At 56.0% G+C, this 22,669-nt stretch carries 26 protein-coding genes; 10 read left to right on the top strand and 16 right to left on the bottom strand.

Features of this window, described 5'->3' with window-relative positions; translation table 11 throughout:
- Positions 1–5 precede the first annotated feature (5 nt).
- From fliP to fliF, 11 genes are all read right to left on the bottom strand, one after another.
- Positions 6–743 (bottom strand): flagellar type III secretion system pore protein FliP, encoded by a 738-nt coding sequence (fliP, locus tag L3069_RS14115; RefSeq protein ID WP_022648554.1) that lies wholly within the window; start codon positions 741–743, stop codon positions 6–8.
- Entirely contained in the window at positions 743–1,117 is a 375-nt protein-coding gene (gene fliO, locus L3069_RS14110) for a flagellar biosynthetic protein FliO (RefSeq protein ID WP_022648553.1), read from the bottom strand. The genes fliP and fliO overlap by 1 nt, the downstream gene beginning before the upstream one ends.
- Before the next feature lie 2 nt (positions 1,118–1,119).
- Entirely contained in the window at positions 1,120–1,533 is a 414-nt protein-coding gene (gene fliN / locus L3069_RS14105; RefSeq protein WP_003859592.1) for a flagellar motor switch protein FliN, read from the bottom strand.
- Complete coding sequence (gene fliM, locus L3069_RS14100; protein WP_006811158.1) at positions 1,530–2,534, bottom strand: flagellar motor switch protein FliM; 1,005 nt, start codon at positions 2,532–2,534, stop codon at positions 1,530–1,532. Before fliM ends, fliN begins: the two co-directional genes overlap by 4 nt.
- Before the next feature lie 4 nt (positions 2,535–2,538).
- Complete coding sequence (gene fliL / locus L3069_RS14095; RefSeq protein ID WP_003859598.1) at positions 2,539–3,009, bottom strand: flagellar basal body-associated protein FliL; 471 nt, start codon at positions 3,007–3,009, stop codon at positions 2,539–2,541.
- Between the two features lie 106 nt (positions 3,010–3,115).
- Complete coding sequence (gene fliK, locus L3069_RS14090; RefSeq protein WP_038421486.1) at positions 3,116–4,330, bottom strand: flagellar hook length control protein FliK; 1,215 nt, start codon at positions 4,328–4,330, stop codon at positions 3,116–3,118.
- Positions 4,327–4,770: a flagellar export protein FliJ gene (fliJ, locus tag L3069_RS14085; RefSeq protein ID WP_006811155.1), complete on the bottom strand. Its 444-nt coding sequence runs from the start codon at positions 4,768–4,770 to the stop codon at positions 4,327–4,329. Before fliJ ends, fliK begins: the two co-directional genes overlap by 4 nt.
- Before the next feature lie 21 nt (positions 4,771–4,791).
- Positions 4,792–6,162 carry a flagellar protein export ATPase FliI gene (fliI, locus tag L3069_RS14080; protein ID WP_032624018.1) on the bottom strand — a complete coding sequence of 457 codons (1,371 nt, stop codon included), beginning with the start codon at positions 6,160–6,162 and terminating at the stop codon, positions 4,792–4,794.
- Entirely contained in the window at positions 6,162–6,869 is a 708-nt protein-coding gene (gene fliH / locus L3069_RS14075) for a flagellar assembly protein FliH (RefSeq protein WP_022648550.1), read from the bottom strand. The genes fliI and fliH overlap by 1 nt, the downstream gene beginning before the upstream one ends.
- Positions 6,862–7,860: a flagellar motor switch protein FliG gene (gene fliG / locus L3069_RS14070; protein ID WP_003859608.1), complete on the bottom strand. Its 999-nt coding sequence runs from the start codon at positions 7,858–7,860 to the stop codon at positions 6,862–6,864. The genes fliH and fliG overlap by 8 nt, the downstream gene beginning before the upstream one ends.
- Positions 7,853–9,535 (bottom strand): flagellar basal-body MS-ring/collar protein FliF, encoded by a 1,683-nt coding sequence (gene fliF, locus L3069_RS14065; RefSeq protein WP_022648549.1) that lies wholly within the window; start codon positions 9,533–9,535, stop codon positions 7,853–7,855. The genes fliG and fliF overlap by 8 nt, the downstream gene beginning before the upstream one ends.
- Before the next feature lie 228 nt (positions 9,536–9,763).
- On the opposite strand from fliF, the gene fliE reads away from it, so the two are divergent.
- Positions 9,764–10,078, top strand: a complete 315-nt coding sequence (gene fliE / locus L3069_RS14060; protein ID WP_038416322.1) for a flagellar hook-basal body complex protein FliE — start codon at positions 9,764–9,766, stop codon at positions 10,076–10,078.
- Positions 10,079–10,153: 75 nt separating this feature from the next.
- A complete protein-coding gene (gene yedD / locus L3069_RS14055) occupies positions 10,154–10,567 on the top strand; it encodes a lipoprotein YedD (protein WP_022648547.1) in 414 nt (137 codons plus the stop codon).
- A 506-nt stretch (positions 10,568–11,073) separates the two neighbouring features.
- On the opposite strand, the gene amyA is transcribed toward yedD, so the two are convergent.
- The 4 genes from amyA to fliD form a co-directional block, all read right to left on the bottom strand.
- Positions 11,074–12,561, bottom strand: coding sequence for an alpha-amylase (amyA, locus tag L3069_RS14050; protein ID WP_038416321.1), 1,488 nt, complete (start codon positions 12,559–12,561; stop codon positions 11,074–11,076).
- 98 nt (positions 12,562–12,659) lie between these two features.
- A complete protein-coding gene (fliT, locus tag L3069_RS14045; protein WP_006811148.1) occupies positions 12,660–13,031 on the bottom strand; it encodes a flagella biosynthesis regulatory protein FliT in 372 nt (123 codons plus the stop codon).
- A complete protein-coding gene (fliS, locus tag L3069_RS14040; protein WP_003859616.1) occupies positions 13,031–13,441 on the bottom strand; it encodes a flagellar export chaperone FliS in 411 nt (136 codons plus the stop codon). The genes fliT and fliS overlap by 1 nt, the downstream gene beginning before the upstream one ends.
- Before the next feature lie 30 nt (positions 13,442–13,471).
- Positions 13,472–14,884 (bottom strand): flagellar filament capping protein FliD, encoded by a 1,413-nt coding sequence (gene fliD / locus L3069_RS14035; RefSeq protein ID WP_023300484.1) that lies wholly within the window; start codon positions 14,882–14,884, stop codon positions 13,472–13,474.
- Between the two features lie 269 nt (positions 14,885–15,153).
- On the opposite strand from fliD, the gene L3069_RS14030 reads away from it, so the two are divergent.
- From L3069_RS14030 to sdiA, 8 genes are all read left to right on the top strand, one after another.
- The gene (locus tag L3069_RS14030; protein WP_038416320.1) at positions 15,154–16,398 is read left to right on the top strand and encodes a FliC/FljB family flagellin; all 1,245 of its coding nucleotides are present in this window, start codon (positions 15,154–15,156) and stop codon (positions 16,396–16,398) included.
- A gap of 163 nt (positions 16,399–16,561) precedes the next feature.
- Positions 16,562–17,281, top strand: a complete 720-nt coding sequence (locus L3069_RS14025; protein WP_003859623.1) for an RNA polymerase sigma factor FliA — start codon at positions 16,562–16,564, stop codon at positions 17,279–17,281.
- Between the two features lie 54 nt (positions 17,282–17,335).
- Positions 17,336–17,887 (top strand): flagella biosynthesis regulatory protein FliZ, encoded by a 552-nt coding sequence (gene fliZ, locus L3069_RS14020; protein ID WP_023300482.1) that lies wholly within the window; start codon positions 17,336–17,338, stop codon positions 17,885–17,887.
- An 86-nt stretch (positions 17,888–17,973) separates the two neighbouring features.
- Complete coding sequence (tcyJ, locus tag L3069_RS14015) at positions 17,974–18,774, top strand: cystine ABC transporter substrate-binding protein (protein WP_023300481.1); 801 nt, start codon at positions 17,974–17,976, stop codon at positions 18,772–18,774.
- Between the two features lie 103 nt (positions 18,775–18,877).
- The gene (dcyD, locus tag L3069_RS14010; RefSeq protein ID WP_038416319.1) at positions 18,878–19,864 is read left to right on the top strand and encodes a D-cysteine desulfhydrase; all 987 of its coding nucleotides are present in this window, start codon (positions 18,878–18,880) and stop codon (positions 19,862–19,864) included.
- Positions 19,865–19,885: 21 nt separating this feature from the next.
- Positions 19,886–20,554, top strand: coding sequence for a cystine ABC transporter permease (gene tcyL, locus L3069_RS14005; RefSeq protein ID WP_022648540.1), 669 nt, complete (start codon positions 19,886–19,888; stop codon positions 20,552–20,554).
- Positions 20,551–21,303 (top strand): L-cystine ABC transporter ATP-binding protein TcyN, encoded by a 753-nt coding sequence (tcyN, locus tag L3069_RS14000; RefSeq protein WP_038416318.1) that lies wholly within the window; start codon positions 20,551–20,553, stop codon positions 21,301–21,303. Before tcyL ends, tcyN begins: the two co-directional genes overlap by 4 nt.
- Before the next feature lie 223 nt (positions 21,304–21,526).
- The gene (sdiA, locus tag L3069_RS13995) at positions 21,527–22,249 is read left to right on the top strand and encodes a transcriptional regulator SdiA (protein WP_038417053.1); all 723 of its coding nucleotides are present in this window, start codon (positions 21,527–21,529) and stop codon (positions 22,247–22,249) included.
- 64 nt (positions 22,250–22,313) lie between these two features.
- On the opposite strand, the gene L3069_RS13990 is transcribed toward sdiA, so the two are convergent.
- The gene (locus L3069_RS13990; protein WP_038416317.1) at positions 22,314–22,538 is read right to left on the bottom strand and encodes a DUF2594 family protein; all 225 of its coding nucleotides are present in this window, start codon (positions 22,536–22,538) and stop codon (positions 22,314–22,316) included.
- Positions 22,539–22,669: the final 131 nt, after the last annotated feature.

The following is a 22,669-nucleotide window of genomic DNA, read 5'->3' as shown; positions in this document are numbered from 1 at the left end:
GCTCCTCAACTGTAGAAACTCTGCGCCAGCGAGCTGACCAGCAGCTGCCAGCCGTCGACCAGCACGAACAGCATGATCTTAAAGGGCAGGGCAATGGTTGCGGGCGGGACCATCATCATCCCGAGCGCCATCAGGACGCTGGCGATCACCAGGTCAATAATCAGGAACGGAATGAAAATGGTGAAGCCAATCTGGAACGCCGTTTTCAGCTCACTGGTCACATACGCTGGCAGCAGAATGCGCATCGGCACCGCTTCCGGTCCCTGTAACTCGCCCGTGTTAGCGAGACGGGCAAACAGGGCCAAATCCGCTTCGCGCGTCTGGCGAAGCATAAATTCACGTAATGGCTGAGCCCCCTTTTCCAGGGCAACCTGCATGGAAATTTTATCTTCGCTGAACGGCTGGTACGCCTCGGTGTAAATCTTGTCGATCACCGGCGACATAATGAAAAAGGTCAGGAACAGGGCTAAACCCAGCAGCACCTGATTGGGCGGCGCGGACGGCGTGCCGAGCGCATTTCGCAGCAGACCAAACACAATGATGATGCGGGTGAAACTGGTCATCATCAGCAGGATCGCCGGGATAAAGGTCAGTGAGGTGATGAACACCAGCGTCTGCACGGAGAGGGACCAGCTTTGTCCCCCGTTCGCCAGCGGCGTGGAAACCAGCCCCGGCAGCTGCGCATACACAGAAGGCGCGAACAGGCCCAGACCTGCCAGCGTAAGCAATAACAAACGGCGCATCAGGATCTCCCGGAACGCTTGAGCAAACTCTTCATAACGGACTGAAAATCCGCAGGGGCCTGGGCGTTAGCCTCCACCGTGACAGGCGCAGGGGGCAGCGTGTGAAGAACGTTAATGCTGGAGGCGGTCACGCCCAGCACCAGTCGCGCATCTTCCACTTCCACAATGACCACGCGCTCGCGTGGGCCGAGTGTGGTGCTGGCGCTGACCTTCAGTCCGCGCGTGCCGGCCGTTTTCCCTGCCAGACCGAAACGCTTTGCCAGCCAGGCAGCGATAAGGATAAAGGCAATAATACCGAACAGCGCGCCGCTCACCTGAAGCAGCGGGGAGCCGGGTACGGCGGAGGGCGCGGACAGTGTTGCCTGGGTTTTCATACTTAACGGCTCAGGCGACGCATACGTTCGGAAGGGGTAATGATGTCGGTGATACGTACGCCGTATTTATCGGCCACCACCACTACTTCGCCCTGTGCAATCAGGTAGCCGTTGATCAGAATATCCAGTGGCTCACCCGCTAAACCGTCCAGGGCTACAACGGAACCCTGCGTCAGGCGCAGCAGCTCTTTAATAGTCATGCGGGTGCGGCCCAGCTCAACGGTCAGCTTGACCGGAATGTCCATAATCAGGTCGATGTCCTGTAACGTCCCGCTGACGTCGCCGCCGCCTAACTGCTGGAAGACCGCGTCTGCCGCGCTTTTCGTCGGCGTCGTTTTTTGCTCGTTTAACGCGTCAGCCCACAGATCGTCCAGTGCTCCGCTGTTTTCATCGGACGGATTGTTCATGTCACTCATTTGGGCTGTTCCTCATTCAGCGAATTCAAAATCGGGTTGATCAAGTGCTCAACGCGTAACGCATACTGGCCGTTAATTGTGCCGTACTGGCTTGTCAGCACGGGTACGCCATCTACATGGGCAATAATGCGGTCGGGTTTATCTATCGGCAAAACGTCGCCGGGTTGTAATTTCAGGATCTGCGATAACCGCATGGAGATGTCGGCAAAGTTAGCCACCAGCTCCAGCTGCGAGTGCTGAACCTGGCGCACCAGGTTCTCACGCCAGTTCTGATCTTCATGGCGTGAGTTCTCCAGCGGCGGGTTCACCAGCAGTTCGCGCAGCGGTTCAATCATGCTGAACGGCAGGCAGATGTTGAACTCGCCCGTCAGGTTGCCGATTTCGACGTGGAACGGGGTGTTCACCACGATGTCATTCGGTGAGGTGGTGATGTTGGTAAACTTCACCTGCATCTCGGAACGGACGTACTCCACTTCCAGAGGGTTAATCGCTTTCCACGCGTCGCTGTAGGATTCCAGCGCCAGCTTCAGCATGCGGTTAATCACGCGCTGTTCGGTATGGGTAAACTCGCGGCCTTCCACTTTGGTCGGGAAACGGCCATCGCCACCGAACAGGTTGTCCACTGCGATGAACACCAGGCTTGGCGAGAACACCACCAGGCCGGTACCGCGCAGCGGTTTCAGATGGATCAGGTTAAGGTTGGTTGGCACCGGCAGGTTGCGGGCAAACTCATGATACGGCTGAATGCGGATCGCACCGACGGTGATATCCGGGCTACGACGCAGCAGGTTAAACAGCCCCATTCGGAACTGACGTGCGAAACGTTCGTTGATGATCTCCAGCGCCTGTAAACGCTCGCGCACCACGCGACGCTGGGTATTGGGATCGTAGGGACGAATATTATCGTCGCCGGTCAGACCCGGCTTCGGATCGTCACTCTTATCGCTGTCGCCATTGAGCAGCGCATCGATTTCTGCCTGAGAAAGAATACTGTCGCCCATGTCGTTACCGCAGAATGAAGGCTGTATACAGAACGTCAGTGACTTCCTGCTTAGGTTGGCCGTTGACCAGCGGGGTCGCCAGCGTCTGTTTGATCGCATCGACCAGCTTTTGCTTGCCCACATCGGTGGCGAGCGCGGAGGCATCCTGACGAGAAAACAGCAACAGCAGACGGCTACGCACTTCTGGCAGGTAGTCGTTCAGACGTGCACGGGTCGCTTCATCTTTCAGACGCAGCGTAATGCCCACGTAAAGCACGCGATCCGCATCGCCGAGGTTCACGGTGAACGTATCCAGCGGGTAGAAGACCGGCGCCGGTGGAGGCGGCGCTTCAGCTTTGGCGGCTGCGCTGGAGGGTTCCTGCTGCATACGCCAGTAACTGTAGCCTGCGGTGGCGCAGGCCGCGAGGGTAATCAACACCAGCAGCGGGATCCAGATGGAACGCTTGCTTTTTTTGGTGATAGCGGAGTCTGTCATCTGATACGAGCTTCCTGTTTCGGTACAGCTTAATACGGTGATTATCCCGTGTCCGGCTTAGGTCAAAGCGTGGAAAAGACGGGGATAATCACGTTACCTCTGGCGTTTAGGCAAAGATGTCTACGGCACGGCTGCCGCGCGCGGCGGATTGCAGGGCGGCAGGGGTTGGCAATAACTCTTCGCTCTCCTCGTTAAATCCGCCATGCTGGCCTGAACGCGAAGCGTGCTGTTGTTGCCCGGATGAAGATTGCTGCTGCCCGGCAAAGCCTTCGCTGCTGACGCTGCTTTGGGAAAGCTGTATGCCGTTTTCCGCAAGCTGCGTGCGCAGGATCGGCAGGGCCGCTTCCAGCGCCGCACGAACGTGGCTGTGGGGCGAAACCATCTGCAACTGCGCCTGGTTGTCATCCAGCTTAAGCGAAATTTGCACCTGACCCAGATCTTCCGGGTGCAGGCGTAGCTCTGCGGTCTGTTGGCCCTGTCTGGTGAACAGGGTGATGTGCTGGCTTAGATTCTGCTGCCATTCGTGCGTGCCCAGCGGCTGGCTTAACACCGGCGCGGTCGCAACGGTAGCGGCAGACTGGGGGGTTGCCAGGTGACTAACGATCGGGGCCAGCGTCGCGGTTGGGCTGGCGGCAGACGACGCCGTGCTCACTACGTCCTGCTTCTCCGCGACGGCGGCAACAGCTGGCGTAACGGCTGCCGTGGCGGGCAGCGACGTGTCGCTGTCCTGAACCGACGTTTTTTCCTGACCCGTTAATGCATGGCTAAGCGGCTGATGCTGGCCGTTGTCCGTCTGGGCTAGCGCAGAGGGGAGGGCGGCACGAGGGGCGACCTCCCCGGTGCTTGCTGGCTGCGTCGCCATTGGGGTGGTAGTCTGCTGGTGCGGCAACATCGCCATCAGCGCGCTTAACCCGGCCAGCTCCTCTTCTTCAGTCGTGGTCTCGCTGTTTGCTTTCGCGTCCGTCCGGGTCAGCGCCTTCAGCGCATCCGTATTCGCTGCGGGTTTCAGACCGGAGACAAGGCTTTGCAGGGAGACGGCGGTATCTTCATCAGTCAGGGTCTCCTGGCGCGAGAGCAGCTCGGCGATTTTGGCCTGGAGCGTGGTATCACCGTTTTTTTCCTGTGCCGCTGTCGACAGCTTGCTTCCCGCCGCTTTCAGATCGGCCAGCGTCAGCGGAGCATCTTTGCCTTTGCCGGTGGTCTCGGTCAGCGCGCCCGCCAGCAGAGAGAGAAAATCTTGCGCGCCCTCAGCGCCTTTTCCGGTCAGCGTGCCGCCGGACGGGTCGCTGTCGGTCATCAGCAGTTGTTGCAGTGTGATCATTCTGGTTTCCTCATTGATGCGCGCTGGGCAAACTCATCCATTTTTTTCTGATCCAGACGGTTTTCCGCCAGGGTCGAGGCTGCAATCTGCCGGTCCTGTAAGGTTTGCCAGGCCTGCAACCGCTGTTTTTTCTCGCGCCAGAAATTCAGCGCGGTATCGACTTTTTGCGTCCACTGGTTAAGCTGCTGGCGATGCTGCTCAATCGCCTTTTCCAGCGTCTGGATAAACTGCTGATAGTTAATCCAGCGCTGGCTACCAATGCCCTGCGTCATGTCGGTGTTAAGGTTGGTGCGATATTCATGCTGATAGTCGATTAACATCTTCAACTGTTCTTCAGCCTGCTGGCACCCGCGTCGCATTGCGCCAAGTTGCAATGCGGCATCATCAACTTCTTTTTCAGCCAGATCTTTCAGCGTTGATAACGCGCTGTTCTGCGCCATGACCTTCGCCCTCCACCTGTGTTACACCTGCGGGAAAATCAGCTCCAGTGCCTGGAGGGAATCTTCCCAGTCGGCGCGTTCAAAAATACCCTGTTGCAGAAATGCCTCCAGCTGCGGCCACAGGGCAATCGCTTTATCGAGCATCGGATCGCTGCCTTTGGCGTACGCCCCGACGCTTACCAGATCGCGGTTGCGCTGGAAGCTGGAGAGCAGTTGTTTGAAGTTACGCACGCGGGCGTAGTGTTGTTCGGTGATCAAGGCCGTCATCGCACGGCTGATCGAGGCTTCAATATCAATCGCCGGGTAGTGCCCGGCTTCGGCCAGACGGCGCGACAGCACGATATGGCCGTCGAGGATCGCGCGCGCAGAATCGGCAATCGGGTCCTGCTGGTCATCGCCTTCGGTCAGTACCGTATAGAACGCGGTGATGGAACCTCCGCCGCTGATGCCATTCCCCGCACGCTCAACCAACGCCGGGAGCTTGGCGAAGACCGACGGCGGGTAACCTTTGGTGGCGGGCGGCTCGCCGATGGCCAGCGCAATCTCACGCTGCGCCATCGCGTAGCGGGTCAGGGAGTCCATAATCAGCAGCACGTGTTGGCCCCGGTCGCGGAAATCTTCCGCGATTCGCGTGGCGTAGGCGGCACCCTGCATACGCAGCAGCGGCGATACGTCCGCCGGGGCGGCGATCACCACCGAGCGGGCGCGACCCTCCGCACCAAGAATGTTTTCGATGAAATCTTTGACTTCGCGACCACGCTCACCAATCAGGCCGACGACGATAACGTCCGCCTGGGTATAACGCGCCATCATGCCGAGCAGGACCGATTTACCCACGCCGGAGCCGGCAAACAGCCCCATACGCTGGCCGCGTCCCACGGTGAGCAGGGCGTTAATTGGCCGCACGCCGGTATCCAGTACGTGCTCGATTGGCGTGCGTTGCAGCGGGTTAAAGGGTTGGGTGATCAGCGCGCCGGTTTCGGTGGTATCAGGGGAGGGCAGGCCATCGAGCGGTTTGCCGCTCCCGTCCAGCACGCGGCCCAGCAGCGCCGGACCGAGCGGGAGCTGTTTGCCGCTTTGCAGGCCGTCACCGCTGATGTTTTTTGCGTAGACGCGGGCGCCGGGCAAAATCCCTTCCACTTCCTCAAGGGGCATCAGAAACAGTCGCTGGCCGTTAAACCCGACCACTTCACTTTCCACTTCACGCGTCTCACTCCCGTCCTGACGCTCAATCACGCAGGTGGCGCCGAGCGGAAGTTGCAGACCCGTGGCTTCCAGGACCAGACCGGTGGCACGCGTCAGGCGTCCATAACGACGAACGGATGGCAGCTGCGCCATCTTCGTTTCAAAATTATCGAGCGTGTTAAGCCAGCGCGTAAGGCGAGCGGTCATCAGACGACTCCCGGTGCCGCCAGGCGGCACAGTTCCTGCCAGCGGGTCGCGACGCTGGCATCCAGATCGCCCTCATCCGCCGAGACCTTACAGCCTCCGTGATGGAGCGACGGATCGCCGCGCAGCCGCCAGCCGTGCAGGCTCAGCGTCGCGCCGAGGCTCTCTTCCACGCGCTGCAAATCATCAGGATGCACGCGCAGCTGCGGTTTGCCGCTGAACAGCGGCTCCTGCTGGAGCAGCCCCTGGATTTGCTTAATCAGCGCGGCGTTATCCACGACCGGCGTCTGGCCGATCACCTGACGGGCCGCCTCCAGCGCCATCTGCATCAGGCGCGAGGCAATCACGCTGTCGAGCGCATCCAGCGTGTGCTGAAACTCGCTCACCAGCTGCTGCATGCGGGCATGTAGCGGCGCCTGCTGCTGGCGCGCCTGCTCAATGCCCTGCTCTAAACCTTTCGCCAGCCCTTCCTGATAACCCTGTGCGTGCCCGGTCTGACGGCCTTCGTTCATCCCGGCGTTGAAGCCCTGCTCGTGCGCCTGCATTTGCATCTGGGCCAGCATCTGGGCGCGCTGTTCCTCTTCACTCAGCTCGGGCACGCCCGCCCCGGCGTCGCCCTCATCGGACGACACTATGGCAGGGGTGAACTCTGCGGTGGGAGGGGAGAGGTCGTCAGGCGTCCAGCGCTTCCACGACAGTTCATCAGACATAGGTGTCGTCTCCGCTGCCAATCACCATCTCGCCGGTTTCTGCCAGACGACGAACAATAAGCAGGATCGCTTTCTGTTCGTTCTCCACCTGAGACAAACGCACCGGGCCACGGTTGGCCAGGTCGTCGCGCAGGATATCGGCCGCACGCTGGGACATGTTGCGCAGGAACTTCTCGCGCAGCGGCTGCTCGGCGCCTTTGAGGGCGATAAGCAGGGACTCCGAATCCACTTCCTGAAGCAGGCGCTGGATGCTGCGATCGTCCACTTCGACCAGGTTTTCGAACAGGAACATCTCGTCGATAATTTTCTGCGCCAGTTCGCCGTCGAACTCGCGCACCGCCGTAATAACCGCCTCTTCCTGCTGCGTTTTCATCAGGTTGATGATTTCCGCTGCCGTTCTCACGCCGCCCATTTTGCTGCGCTTGAGGTTCTGGCCGTCGAGCAGGTTGTTCAGCACTTCGGTCAGCTCCGCCAGCGCGGCTGGCTGGACGCCGCCGAAGGTGGCGATACGCAGCATCACGTCGTGGCGCAGGCGCTCGTCGAACAGCGCCAGAATATCGGCCGCCTGGCCCCGTTTGAGGTGGACCAGAATGGTGGCGATAATCTGCGGGTGCTCGTCGCGAATAAGATCGGCGGCGCTTTGCGGTTCCATAAAGTTGAGCGTTTCGATCCCGCTGGCGGTGTCGCGCGTTTCGAGAATATCTTCCAGCAGGCTGGCGGCGCGCTCTTCGCCCAGCGCCTTAACCAGCACGGAGCGCAGGTATTCGTTGGCGTTGACGTTGAGCGCAGCAAACTGCTCGGCTTCCTGCTCAAACTCCGCCAGCACTTCGGTCAGTTGCTTGTTGGAGATCTGGCGCACGTTGGCCATCGCCGCGCTGAGGATCTGCACTTCTCGCTGAGAGAGGTGTTTAAACACCTCCGCCGCGCGATCTTCGCCAATGGTCATCAGCAGGATGACGCTCTTATCGGTGCCTGTAAGCGTATTACTCATGTTCGTTACCCATCCAACCGCGGATGACCAGCGCGACGACGCGCGGATCGTTATCTGACATTTCGCGAATGCGCTGGCTCATCACCTCTGCGCCCATACGCTGGTTAGCACGACGCTGCTGCATCTGTTCATCTTTGCTGAGACGAACTTCAACCGCTTCTTCCTCGTCCGGACGCGCGTTCTTCTGTTCCAGCGCGGCTTTTTCGGCTTCAGCGCGACGCTGAAGCTGAGGACGGACACCCTTACGCCACAGCAGCCACGCGACAATCAGCACCAGCAGCCAGCGACCTGCGGACATCAGCTGATCGAAGAACGCCTGCTGTTGCCAGAACGGCAGTTCGCCACCGGTCTCATCCACCGGGTTGAACGGTGAGTTCACAACGTTGAGGGTATCGCCACGTTTTTCAGAGAAGCCCATCGCTTCGCGGGTCAAATCTTCGATCTGCTTCATCTGCTCCGCCGTGAGCGGCAGCGGTTTACCGTCCGGCAGCGTTTTGTAGTTCACCACCACGGCAACAGAGAGACGCTGAATATCGCCCGTGTTCAGTTTGGTATGGCGGATAGTCCGGTCGACTTCGTAGTTGGTCGTTTCGTTACGGCTGCTGTTACGCGGACCGGCACTGTTCGCGGTCGAGGTCGTCTGCTGATTCGTTTGCTGACCGTTCTGCGGGTTGGCCGGCGGCGTGGAGATTGGCGCGGCGTTGGCAGGCGCAGGCTGGTTAGAGAGCGCACCCGGCACACCGCCAGGATACTGGCCACCGACCTGTTCCGTCTCATTGATCTGACGCGAGCGTAACACGGCGCGAGAAGCATCCCCGTTCGGGGCGTACTGCTCTTCGGTCTGTTCTTTATTCGAGAAATCAATCTGCGCGGTGACCTGCGCATGCACGTTGCTGTTGCCCACCACCGGGCCCAGAATAGCTTCGATACGGCGCTGGAGACGGCCTTCCACGTCGGCGGCGTATTTCAGCTGGGCGTCGTTGAGATCGCGCCCGGCGGTGTTGGACTGCGTCAGCAGGTGACCGCTCTGATCCACCAGCGTAACGTTACCCGGCGGCAGACCGGCTACCGCACTGGAGACCAGATGCGTGACGGCGCTGATCTGCCCTTCATCCAGCGCACGGCCAGGTTCGAGGTTAACCGTCACAGAGGCAGAAGGGGACTTTTGTTCGCGGACAAACAGGGACGGCTTAGGCATCGCCAGGTGCACGCGGGCACTTTTCACCGGGCCTAAGGTTTCAATCGTACGGGCCAGCTCACCTTCCAGCGCGCGCTGGTAGTTAACCTGCTCGCTGAACTGGCTGATGCCGAATTTTTCCTGATCCAGCAGTTCAAACCCAACCGCGCCGCCTTTCGGCAGCCCCTGCTGGGCGAGACGCAGGCGAAGCTCGTGCACTTTATCTGCCGGCACTTCAAGCGCACCGCCGTTATCGGCAAAGCGATACGGGATGTTCATCTGGGTCAGCTGGGTGACGATGGCACCGCCATCCTGGTCGGAAAGGTTGCTGTAGAGCGTGCGGTAATCCGGGCTTTTTGCCCATAAGACCATCGCGACAACGATCGCAATGGCGGCAGCGCCTGCCACAATCAACGGGATCTTAGGGTTGGCGCGAAGGCGGTTCATCCACTCGAGTGATTTATTCTGCGGCGCTGTCGATGCTGCTGTCGCACTCATTGCGCACCTCTTAAATCCTGGTGGTTTACGTTATTCGTGTAGAGAAACAAAACTGACTCCCGGGTCGGCAAACACGACAAAAGTTCCATACTGATGGCCCTGCCATTATTTGATGATTCGGGATTTTCTATGCGTCAAATAACCTGGTTTTTTAACGCTATTTACCGCCATTATCTTATTGACAAGCTGTTAGTCTTGACCTCGTAAAAAACCATCCAGGGGAGAGTCATGGCTATACAGGGCATTGAAGGGGTACTCAGTCAGTTACAGGCAACGGCGATGACCGCCCGTAATCAGAGCGTAACTGACCAGCCGCAGGGCATTAGCTTCGCCGGTCAACTGCATGCGGCGCTGGACCGGATCAGCGATAAGCAAAACGCGGCCCGTACCCAGGCTGAGAGATTTACCCTCGGTGAACCCGGCGTGGCGCTCAACGATGTGATGGCCGATCTGCAAAAAGCGTCGGTGTCATTGCAGATGGGGTTGCAGGTGCGTAACAAGCTGGTGTCGGCGTATCAGGAAGTCATGGGGATGCAGGTTTAATCAATACCTATCTTACGCTGGCAGCCTGATGGCTTTAATGCCACAATATTTTTTTCTTCGCATGCAGGAAAGATGATGAAAAAAGTAGCAATTGTGGCTGCAATGCTGACGTTAGCGGGATGCGTTCAGGTCGAAAACTATCAGGAAGTGGTTAAGCATCCGGCACCTTCGCATCTGGCAGGTTACTGGCAGTCGAAAGGGCCGCAGAGCGCGATGGTGAGCCCGGAGGCGATTGCCACGCTGGTGGTGACGCCAGAGGGTGATACCCTGGACTGCCGTCAGTGGCAGCGCGTTATCGCGGTGCCGGGTAAGATCATGCTGCGTTCAGATGATTATTATAACGTGACCGAAAAACGAGACGTCTATCCGCTCGATCGTGATGGGGCGGCGCTGGAGTATGACGGCATGGAACTGTACAAGGTTGACCGCCCAACGGTGGAATGCGCAGATTACCTGAGCAAGAATCCGCTGGAGAGTAAGCTTCCGTAACCGTTTTGGAGTTTGCGCCCTCTACCCGTGGTCTGAGGGATCTCCACAAAATAATGCCTTCACCGTCGGCCCCCTCTCCCTGGAGGGAGAGGGCTGGGGTGAGGGGGAACATACGGCTCTGGTGGTCATTCCGTTCACTTTATGTTCCTTGCTACTCTGTAGCGACATGAGCGGTGAACGTGCCAGGGTGGCTCAGTCGCCACCACCCTGGCGACCCGGGCTCCCGGCGGAAAATCGCCGCTTCGCGGTACCCTCAGCTTTTTCCTTCAGGCTATCGGGTCGGGCATGAGCCTGCATCCATGCAGGCCACGCCCTCTCGGCGCTTCCCTGCGCCTCGCCCCGGCCTTACGGAAACGCTTCGGCGATTTACAGCCGGACCAGGGCATCGCTGAAAGCCCTCAGTTATTATGAAGGCAACGTTATTGCTTCTGCTTTCAAATTACTGGGGATATCTCTCCCTGTGGGAGAGGGTCGGGGTGAGGGCATCAGGCCGCACCTATCCCGTACTACAGCGCGTCCTCAATCACCCAGACGCTGACGCTTCCCCCGTTACAGAAGAACGTCCCTTCGCCATCAGCCGCCGTGGTCACGGTTTCCTCGCGGTTGCCTAAAAAATCCCGCCAGGTCTTATTGCCGTAATTCTCGCCGAGGCAGATCGTCTTCTCACCGTTATCACCATTCGACAGCACCACCACACAGCCCGGTTGCTCCTCTGTCCCGCTGCGGCTAAACGCAATGCAGTTTGGATGATCGAAAAAGAGGGTTTGCACGCCGTGGGCAAAACGCTGCCGGGCGAGGATCAGCTCGTGGAGCTGTTCAATCACCGGCATATCAATGTGATACGTCTCACCATCCCCGCCAGTGTCGTCATAGCTGGCGCCAAAAAGATCCGGGTAGAACACGCTCGGCACGCCGTTTTCACGCAGCAGGATGAGCGCGTAGGCCAGCGGTTTGAACCAGGCTTCAACCGGGGCTTCCAGCGCCTGCAAGGGCTGGGTGTCATGGTTGGCCACCAGCGTTACGGCATGGAACGGATCGGCTTCCACCAGCGTACCGGTGAAAATCTGGCTCATATCGTAGTCGCGTCCCTGGCGTGACGCTTCGTGAAATTTCATTTGCAGCGGCGCGTCAAACAACATGGTTTTGCCGTCCACCTGATTGATGTATTGCTGCAATTTATCCACTTCGTGAGACCAGTATTCCGCCACAATAAATAGCGGCTGCGGGGCCACCTCCTGGACATGTTCAATCCACTCTTTATAGAACCAGGCCGGAATGTGTTTTACCGCGTCCAGGCGGAAGCCGTCGCAGTGGGTTTGCTCCATCACCCAGCGCGCCCAGTATTTGATCTCCTCCGTCACCGCGTGGTTGCGAAAATCAATATTTTCACCCATCAGGTAATCGAAATTGCCCATCTCGTCGTCGACCTGATCGTTCCAGCCTTCGCCGGTGTAGTCGTTAACGATTTTGAAGATACCGTCCTCACTGGGATTTTCAATGTGGTCGATACCGCTAAAGCATTTGTAATCCCAGATGAACTGCGAATACTGCCCGGCCCGAACGGGGAAGGTGTAGCGCGTCCAGGCTTCACATTCGATGATCTCATCGCTGATTTGGGTGCGATCCTGAGCATCCACGCGTTGCACGCGGACGGGTTCCTTTTCATCGGCCCCCATTTTATGGTTGACCACCACGTCCAGAAGCACCGCAATCTGGTTGCTTTTTAAGGCGTTGATGGCCTCCAGCAGTTGGGCTTTATCGCCGTATTTGGTGGCGACGCTGCCTTTCTGGTCAAACTCACCGAGGTCGAAAAGGTCATAAGAGTCATACCCGACGGAATAGCCGCCGGATGCGCCTTTGTAGGCCGGGGGTAACCAGACCATATTGATGCCGATTTCGTTCAGGTTGGGGGCTAATGCCGTGACTTCTCGCCACAATTCACCGCCGGTGGGGTAGTACCAGTGAAAACATTGTAAAAGTGTTGGGTTGCGCATGCACCATCTCCATGAGGTCGCGAAACTCAAGTATGGAGCAGGTTTGGCAGAAATGCCTGGCGAACGAAACGGTTAACGCTTGCCCGCCAGTTAAATGGCTAATTAATATCGCTATTACTTTGCGGAACAAGGACATGACCGCCCTGATTACCGTAGGTGGAGAGAACGGTTTTCTGGATGGAGGATTGCCCAACCAGCTTCGCCAGCTCATCCATTCTGGCTTGCAGCAATGTTTTTACCTGGCCTTCGTTGTCCAGGATCACCCGCAGCGTCGGGCGAAGCTGCTCCTGAATCTGCATCGAAGGTTCACTTTCCTGAGTGAGACGAGCCAGTGAGTGCACCGCATTAACATAGTCGGTTTCACAGATGATCAGATCATCCCATAGTCCCTGCCGCGCCAGTCGCAACATCAACTGGCTCTGCTCAAGGAGTTGCTGATAAAGGGCATAAAGTTGCGGTGCGTTACTCATTAGACGGCGTCCTGCATCAGTTGTGGCGTACCGGCAACCTCCTTCCACCCGTCAGCGATATTGCGCAGCAGGTTTTCCACCTCTTCGATGGCGCTGGCGTCGTTATTCACGTTGGCGTGCAGGAGGCGACGTACCATATAGGCATAAAGGGCAATCAGGTTTTGCGTAAGCTCATCACCGTTATTTTCCACCAGGCCAACCTTCAGCCCGTTTTCGATAATGTTGATGGCTTTTGAGAGCGCCAGCCCTTTAGCAGGAATATTACCGTCTGCCAGGAACAGACGCGCGCGTACCAGCGCGCTGAGGGCTCCATCAAATAGCATGATTACCAGCTGCTGCTGGCTGGCGCTCATCACCGCGCTTTCAACTTCTATCTTTGCGTAGGCCTGCGTGCCTTTTGCGCCGTACATGTTATCCCCCTCGGGTCTGATTAGCGTTTACTACTTGTTGCTGGACGTATTTTCGAACTGCTGCGTCAGGTAGCTGCTGGTGTTGTTCAGCGAGGTCATCAGTACGTCCAGCTGGGTAAACTGGGCTTTGTACTGCGCCACTCTTGCATCAATACGTTCGCTCACGGCGTTATATTGATCCGTTAACTTGTTCAGCGTTTTGCTGACGCCATCTTTGGCCGCCTGGATAATGCCTTTACTGGAAAGCCAGTCAGTGAGATGGGTGGCCATGGTGGTGGTGATCCCGGTGGTTTTTCCGTCACCTACAACCAGATCTTTCACCGCAGACGGGTTATCCGTCAGCGCTTTTTTCAGCTTTTCGCTGCTCAGCTCCAGCTTGCCCGTGCTTGGATCTGAGGTAATGCCAACCTGAGACAGCGTTTTATAGGCGGTTCCGCCGACGGTGTTGCTCAGCATGGTTTTCAGCTGCGTCTGGATAGTACGCAGCGTAGTGTCTCCGAGCAGGGCGCCGTTGCTGGAATCCTGCGCATCTGTGCCCGCATCAACCGCCGTATATTTGGTTAACGATGCAAAGCTGTCCTGAAGGGTGTTGTAGGCATCCACCCAGGCTTTCATCGCCGTTTCCGCTTTAGACGTATCTTTAGTAATCGTCAGCGTCTGGTTACCGGTGGTGACGTCGTTCAGGTTCAGGGTGATATCTTCCAGCGCATCGCTAATGGTGTTGCTGCTGTTTTCGATATCTACGTTATTCACCTTCAGCTTCGCGTTTTGCGCGGTAACGCTTTCCATCATACCGTTGCTGGCATCGGTGCTGGTGCCGTTGTAACCCATAAAGGATTGCAGGGCGCTATCGCCGCTTACGCTGATGCTGACCGCGTTGTCCGCTCCGGTTTCGGTGGAGGTGATGGACAGACGATATTGACCATTACCGACGTTAATAATACTGGCGGTCACGCCGGCGTCAGCTTTGTTAATCGCATCGCGAATGCCGGTCAGCGAGGAATTTGCCGCGCTGATATCGATGGTCACCGGATCTTTACCGTTTCCGGCGGTAAAGGTGATCTTGCTGTCAGCCGTGGCAATGGCCGTTTTGGTATCCGGCTGTGCGTTTTTGGTCGTCAGGGTTTGCGCCTGCGCCAGCTGCGACACGCTGATGGTGTATTTACCGGCAATCGCGCTGCCGGTAGTGGTGGCGCTGAATGCCGTGGAGCTACTCGACGTGCTGGTCGCCGTAAACAGGTCGGCTTTATTCAGCGCGGTGTTTGCAGTCTGAAACGCTTCCAGCGAACTCTTCAACGTGCCGTAAGCGCTAAGCTTGGCGGTATAAGATGACTGTTGTTTGGTTATCGGCGTCAACTGTGCTTTTTCGGCCGTGGTCAGACTATCCAGAATGTCTGCTAACTTAAGACCCGAACCGATCCCCAATGATGAAATACTTGCCATATTTATTCCTTAATCTATCGACACGTAGAACGAATAGTGGGGTTATCGGCTTTTATGGGGGAAAGTTTACGGTTAATTTCTTTTTTTTAATGGCGGGAATAACGGTAATAGAGAAGAGCTTTTCCGTGGCTAAAAAAATTAACGCGATCCTGAAAAAAGATCTAAAGGTTGGTTTGGACCAGACGATAACACCTTTGACGGCGATGAAGCCGAAGGGTGGAAACCCAAATCTAACCAAACAGATTTGATGAACAACAGGAATCGAAATCATGGCACAAGTCATTAATACCAACAGCCTCTCGCTGATCACTCAGAACAACATCAACAAGAACCAGTCCGCTCTGTCTTCTTCTATCGAGCGTCTGTCTTCTGGTCTGCGTATCAACAGCGCGAAAGATGACGCTGCGGGCCAGGCTATCGCTAACCGCTTCACCTCTAACATCAAAGGTCTGACTCAGGCTGCACGTAACGCTAACGACGGTATCTCTCTGGCACAGACCACTGAAGGCGCGCTGTCTGAAATCAACAACAACCTGCAGCGTGTTCGTGAACTGACCGTTCAGGCAACGACCGGTACTAACTCTGATTCTGACCTGACCTCAATCCAGGACGAAATTAAATCCCGTTTGGAAGAGATTGACCGTGTATCGGGCCAGACTCAGTTCAACGGCGTGAACGTGCTGGCGAAAGACGGCACTATGAAAATTCAGGTTGGCGCGAACGATGGACAGACCATCTCCATCGATCTGCAGCAAATTGATTCCTCGACTCTGGGTCTGAAAGGTTTCTCAGTAAATGGCAATGAACTGAAAGTTGGTGATGCAATTACCAATGTAGATCTGGGTGGTACAGCAGCACCAGTAGCTGTTAGCTATGCAGCTGGAACCGCGACTACTTTAGGTATCACTGATACATCAAACCTGAGCTTCCATAACGTTCTCGATTCAGATGGTGCGGCGACTAACCAATATGTTGTCAAATCCGGCGATGATTACTATTCAGCAAAACTGAATGCTGCAACAGGTGAAGTTACACTTGATACTACAGATGTAGCCTACACCACTGAGAGCGGTGCTACAGCAACTCAGAACGGCGTCGCCATTAAAATGGCCAACGCCAAAGACACTGGCACTGCAACTGGCTATGTCACTGTTGAAGGGAAAAACTATACTGCGACAGCTGCTGGAACAACAACAGTAGTTGTCGGTACTACTGCTGAATTCAGTGGCGCATCTACCAATGATCCATTAGCGCTTCTGGACAAAGCTATTGCACAAGTAGATAGCTTCCGTTCTTCACTGGGTGCGGTTCAAAACCGTCTGAGCTCTGCCGTAACCAACCTGAACAACACCACCACCAACCTGTCTGAAGCGCAGTCCCGTATTCAGGACGCCGACTATGCGACCGAAGTGTCAAATATGTCTAAAGCGCAGATCGTTCAGCAGGCTGGTAACTCCGTGCTGTCCAAAGCTAACCAGGTTCCTCAGCAGGTTCTGTCTCTGCTGCAAGGCTAATCGCCTGATTACGCTTAAACCCCGCTTCGGCGGGGTTTTTTCTATCCACGCACAAGCGTAACCCCCCAAATAACCCCTCATTTCACCCACTATTCACCCGATTAAAACCCCTCCAGAATCGGATAATCATGCCGATAACTCAACTAACGCAGGGCTGTTTATCGTGAATTCACTCTATACCGCTGAAGGTGTAATGGATAAACACTCGCTGTGGCAGCGTTATGTTCCGCTGGTGCGTCACGAAGCATTGCGCCTCCAGGTGCGTTTGCCGGCGAGCGTGGAACTGGACGATCTGCTACAGGCGGGCGGTATCGGGTTATTGAATGCAGTTGACCGGTACGACGCTCTGCAAGGAACGGCATTTACGACTTACGCAGTGCAGCGTATTCGTGGTGCGATGCTGGACGAGCTGCGCAGCCGCGACTGGGTGCCGCGCAGCGTTCGCCGCAACGCGCGCGAAGTGGCGCATGCGATGGGGCAGCTGGAACAGGAACTGGGGCGCAACGCGACGGAAACCGAAGTGGCGGAGCGTCTGGGCATTCCTGTTGAAGAGTATCGCCAGATGTTGCTCGATACCAATAACAGCCAACTCTTCTCTTATGATGAGTGGCGCGAAGAGCATGGCGATAGCATCGAGCTGGTGACGGATGAACATCAGCAAGAAAACCCGTTACACCACTTACTGGAAGGGAATTTACGCCAGCGCGTGATGGAAGCGATTGAAGCTTTACCTGAACGTGAGCAACTGGTGTTAACCCTCTATTACCAGGAAGAGCTCAATCTCAAAGAGATTGGCGCCGTGCTGGAGGTGGGCGAGTCACGGGTGAGCCAGCTGCACAGCCAGGCCATTAAACGCCTGCGCACAAAACTGGGTAAGTTATAGGTGAGTCATTCGCCTTGGAAATGCCGCACAACGTATTGACAACCAGGAGTTATCATGACGGTGCAGCAATCTAAAAGACGGCCTTTAAGCCGCTACCTGAAAGACTTTAAACACAGCCAGACGCATTGCGCCCACTGTAAAAAATTACTCGACCGCATCACGCTGGTTCGTCGCGGTGAAATCGTGAATAAGATTGCGATTTCCCGCCTCGACACGCTGATGGATGAAGCCGCCTGGCTTGAAGAGCAAAAAGAGTGGGTAGCGCTTTGCCGTTTCTGTGGCGATCTCCACTGCAAAGAGCAAAGCGACTTCTTCGATATTATCGGCTTCAAGCAGTTCCTGTTTGAACAAACGGAGATGAGTCACGGCACCGTGCGTGAATACGTGGTTCGCCTGCGCCGCCTGGGTCAGCATTTGACCATGCAAAATATCTCCCGCGATCTGCTGACGACCGGATACCTGGATGAAAATCTGGAGCCCTGGCTGCCCGCCACCAGTACCAACAATTACCGCATCGCGCTGCGAAAGTACGCGCAATATAAAGTCCAGATGCCGGGCGTCATAAAGCAGAAAGTCCACGCCGGAACAACTTCTGATATATATTAAAAAAGAATAAGATGTAGCGCAGCCGCCTTTGACGTTGCAGGCGATTTCTCTACACTACTCAAAAATTCCACTGTATCGGAGTACTTATGAAATTAGCAGTTCTGGGTCGTCAGGCGCTGATGGGGATGATGGCCGTTGCGCTGGTCGCGGGGATGAGCGTGAAAACGTTCGCGGCAGATAATCTGCTCAACAAAGTCAAAGAGCGCGGCACGCTGCTGGTTGGGCTGGAAGGAACCTATCCTCCGTTCAGCTTCCAGGGCGACGACGGTAAGCTGACCGGTTTTGAAGTGGAGTTTGCGCAAGAGCTGGCCAAGCATCTCGGCGTCAAAGCCTCCCTGAAACCGACCAAATGGGATGGTATGCTGGCGTCACTGGATTCCAAACGTATCGACGTGGTGATTAACCAGGTGACCATTTCTGACGAGCGTAAGAAGAAGTATGACTTCTCCACGCCGTACACCGTGTCCGGTATCCAGGCGCTGGTGAAGAAAGGTAACGAAGGCAGCATCAAATCCGCCGCGGATCTGAAAGGTAAGAAAGTCGGCGTCGGTCTGGGCACTAACTACGAAGAGTGGCTGCGCCAGAACGTGCAGGGCGTGGACATCCGCACCTATGATGATGACCCGACGAAATACCAGGATCTGCGCGTAGGCCGTATCGACGCCATTCTGGTTGACCGCCTGGCAGCGCTGGATCTGGTGAAGAAAACCAACAATACCCTGGCCGTCGCGGGCGATGCGTTCTCCCGTCAGGAGTCCGGCGTGGCGGTGCGTAAAGGTAACGAAGATCTGCTGAAAGCCATTGATGCCGCCATTGCTGAAATGCAGAAAGACGGCAGCCTGAAGGCGCTTTCTGAGAAGTGGTTCGGCGCAGACGTGACGAAATAAGTCTCTGACCGACAAAAAAAGGCGCTTTTAAAAGCGCCTTTTTTATTTCTCGCGCGTCTGCGTGCATAATGAAATAACAATTGTTTGCGTGACCGGAGGAACCATGTCACTACAGAATTTAACGCGCTTTCCCCGTCTGGAATTTATCGGCGCACCCACGCCGCTGGAGTATCTGCCGCGATTTTCTGACTATCTGGGGCGCGATATTTTCATTAAGCGTGACGATGTGACGCCCATGGCGATGGGCGGGAATAAGCTGCGCAAGCTGGAATTTCTCGCCGCCGATGCCCTGCGCGAGGGCGCGGATACGCTGGTCACCGCCGGGGCCATTCAGTCTAACCACGTTCGCCAGACGGCGGCAGTGGCGGCGAAGCTGGGCCTTCACTGCGTAGCCCTGCTGGAGAACCCGATTGGCACGCAGGCAGAGAATTACCTGACTAACGGTAACCGCCTGATGCTGGATCTGTTCAACGTCCAAGTTGAAATGGTTGACGCGTTGACCGACCCGGCTGCACAGCTTGATGAACTGGCGACGCGCCTGGAAGCGCAGGGCTTTCGTCCGTACGTCATCCCGGTTGGCGGCTCGAATGCGCTTGGTGCCCTCGGCTATGTTGAGAGCGCGCTGGAAATCGCCCAGCAGTGCGAAGGCGCGGTGAGTTTGTCCTCGGTGGTAGTGGCGTCCGGCAGCGCGGGTACCCATGCCGGTTTAGCGGTCGGGCTTGAACAACTGATGCCGGACGTAGAGTTGATTGGCGTGACGGTCTCCAGAAGCGTTGCGGATCAAAAGCCGAAAGTCGTCACCCTGCAACAGGCGGTGGCAGAACAGCTTGCGCTTCAGGCGAAGGCGGAAATATTGCTGTGGGATGACTACTTCGCGCCGGGTTATGGCACCCCCAATGATGAAGGGATGGAGGCCGTTCAGCTGCTGGCCCGCCTCGAAGGTATTCTGCTTGACCCTGTCTATACCGGTAAGGCGATGGCGGGCCTTATCGACGGCATCGCCCGCAAGCGCTTTAAGGATGAAGGACCCATTTTGTTTGTTCATACTGGCGGGGCGCCTGCGCTGTTTGCCTATCATCCCCATGTCTAAAAATCAGGTAGAAAAATAATAATGCAAGAAAGTATTCAACTGGTTATTGATTCGCTGCCGTTCTTGCTTAAGGGCGCGGTGTTTACTTTACAGCTCAGTATCGGCGGGATGTTCTTCGGGCTGGTGCTCGGGTTTGTGCTGGCACTGATGCGCATGTCGAACGTCTGGCCGGTGCGGTGGCTGGCGCGGTTTTACATCTCCGTGTTTCGCGGAACGCCGCTTATCGCCCAGCTGTTTATGATTTACTACGGGCTGCCCCAGTTCGGTATCGAGCTGGATCCGATCCCGGCGGCGATGATTGGCCTGTCGCTGAATACGGCGGCGTACACCTCTGAAACGCTGCGTGCGGCGATCTCGTCCATCGATAAAGGACAGTGGGAAGCGGCGGCCAGTATCGGGATGACCCCGTGGCAGACGTTGCGCCGGGCGATCCTGCCCCAGGCGGCGCGCGTGGCGCTACCTCCGCTGAGCAACAGCTTTATCAGCCTGGTGAAAGACACCTCGCTTGCGGCGACCATTCAGGTGCCGGAGCTTTTCCGTCAGGCGCAACTGATCACCTCGCGCACGCTGGAAGTGTTTACCATGTATCTGGCGGCCTCGCTGATTTACTGGGTGATGGCGACGGTGCTGTCCGCCCTGCAAAACTATTTTGAAAACCAGCTTAACCGCCAGGAGCGAGATCCAAAATGAGTGCAATTGACGTCAAAAACCTGGTGAAAAAATTCCACGGGCAAACGGTGCTGCACGGCATCGACCTTGAGGTTGAGCAGGGCGAAGTGGTGGCAATTATCGGCCCGAGTGGGTCAGGGAAAACCACGCTGTTGCGCAGCATTAATTTGCTTGAGCAGCCTGAAGGCGGGACGATCCGCGTGGGCGATATCACCATTGATACCGGGAAACCCATCAGCCAGCAAAAAGGGCTGATTCGCCGCCTGCGTCAGCATGTTGGCTTCGTATTCCAGAGCTTTAATCTCTTTCCGCACCGTACGGTGCTGGAAAATATTATTGAAGGCCCGGTCATCGTAAAGGGTGAACCAAAGGAAGACGCGACGGCCCGCGCCCGCGAGCTGCTGGCGAAGGTTGGCCTGGCCGGGAAGGAGACGAGCTATCCGCGTCGGTTATCTGGCGGACAGCAGCAGCGTGTCGCCATTGCGCGCGCGCTGGCGATGCGCCCGGATGTGATCCTGTTCGACGAACCCACATCCGCACTCGATCCTGAGCTGGTCGGGGAAGTGCTTAACACTATCCGACAGCTGGCGCTGGAAAAACGCACGATGGTGATTGTGACGCATGAAATGAGCTTCGCTCGCGACGTTGCCGATCGGGCAATTTTCATGGATCAGGGGCGAATAGTAGAGCAGGGGCCAGCTAAGGCGCTGTTTGCCAATCCTCAGCAGCCTCGAACCCGCCAGTTCCTTGAAAAATTCTTAATGCAGTAGCATTTTCACGCTCAATTTGCTCCAGATGTCGCTTCTGGAGCAAATTATCCTCCCATAGCTTCAGTTTTGTTGATTTTTTATTCCACCCGATGGGGATAAGCCATCGCCAAATTAAAGATAATCCGTCTGTGGTCGATATTTTATATAAATGATCCTGCTTTATGTGTTAGGTTATATTCACCATAATAATGATTATCTTTATCAGAGGCTTCATTCGGCAAGTATGAGGGATATAGACTTTTTCACCTGGCGACGGGAATGCGTCCTCCGGTTTCAGGAAATGACCTGTGCTGACGAGGTATATCAGGAACTTCAGCGACAAACGCAGGCGCTTGAATTCGATTATTATGCGCTTTGTGTTCGACACCCTGTGCCATTTACCCGCCCGCGAACATCCGTCCATTCCAGTTATCCGCAACAATGGATGGCGCAATATCAATCCGCGAATTATTTCGCCATTGACCCGGTACTGAAGCCGGAGAATTTCATTCAGGGTCATTTGCCCTGGACGGATGAATTATTCACGGATGCCCAGCAATTATGGGACGGCGCGCGGGACCACGGTTTACGTAAGGGAATAACCCAGTGTCTGATGCTGCCAAATCATGCGCTCGGCTTCCTCTCCGTGTCATGTACTAGCTTACAGGCACACTCGATATCCAGTGAAGAAATTGAGCTGCGTTTACAAATGCTGGTTCAGATGGCGCTCACTACACTGTTGCGCTTTGAACATGAGACGGTGATGCCGCCGGAAATGAAATTCAGCAAGCGTGAACGGGAAATTCTGAAGTGGACCGCAGAAGGGAAGACGTCGGCAGAAATTGCCATCATTCTTTCCATCTCGGAAAATACCGTCAACTTCCATCAGAAGAATATGCAGAAGAAATTCAACGCGCCGAATAAGATCCAGATAGCGTGTTATGCCGCGGCGACTGGGCTTATTTGACTGATATCACGTTCTGCGTGTCAGACGAGGAAAAGGCTGAATGCACTGCATCCAGCCTTTTTTGTTACTGGCGGTAGGCTTGTTTAATTTGCTTAACTGTATTGGCAAAAACAGCGGATTCCACCTGATCTTCCATCTGCGCGATCTGTTTTTCCATTTTAATGATCACACGTCCAGCATCAGCCTGGCCCATCGCCTGTAGCATAAGCGTCAGCAGCGACTTCAGGCAGTTTACTTCCTGTGCCAGTTCCTGGTTATTCTCGGCAGTGGCAAATTCAGGTGTGCTCATTTATTTTCCTCATTATAAAACAGCGCATGAGCGCGACGATGAAAGTTAAGGCGGCGGAGTATACCACAAGTTGCGGCAAAAAATGCAGTGGTTGTTTTTTATACTTTTACGCGTATTGATTATTGGCCGGT

Origin of the sequence: Enterobacter cloacae complex sp. ECL411 (genome assembly GCF_021869665.1) — a bacterium.
GTDB classification, from domain to species: Bacteria; Pseudomonadota; Gammaproteobacteria; order Enterobacterales; family Enterobacteriaceae; genus Enterobacter; species Enterobacter intestinihominis.
Note: the sequence above shows the minus strand (reverse complement) of the source record. Positions and strands in the feature narration are given on the sequence as shown.